1 protein-coding gene is annotated in these 293 nt (G+C 56.7%); it reads left to right on the top strand.

All coding sequences use genetic code 11. The annotated features are described in order from the left end of the window. On the top strand, positions 1-293 hold a 293-nt coding region (locus GHO41_RS29645; RefSeq protein WP_153435375.1), incomplete at both ends, for a DUF1833 family protein.

Genomic DNA, 293 nt, shown 5'->3' with positions numbered 1-293 from the left:
GAAGGAGAGAGCGCCACACTGCTGTTTTCTCAGGGCTTCGATGACTGGACGTGCGGTACCGAGGACGGCAGGGAGCTCACCTTCCCGGGTGTGGCGATGGGGGATGCGCTGCCCAAGAGTGACGGCAGCGGATACCAAAGCCTAAACATCGAGATTGATAACACTCTGGGCAACGTGCAGAAGGTCGTCGAGGGATACCGGCTTGCTGGGAAACGCATTTACATCACTCACCGCGAATACCTGCTGAGCGATCTGAGTTATCCAACATCGATTTACCACCTCACGGTGCTGGA

Origin of the sequence: Pseudomonas sp. FSL R10-0399 (assembly GCF_009600165.1) — a bacterium.
GTDB lineage: Bacteria > Pseudomonadota > Gammaproteobacteria > Pseudomonadales > Pseudomonadaceae > Aquipseudomonas > Aquipseudomonas helleri.
This window is presented reverse-complemented; position numbering and strand designations above follow the sequence as displayed.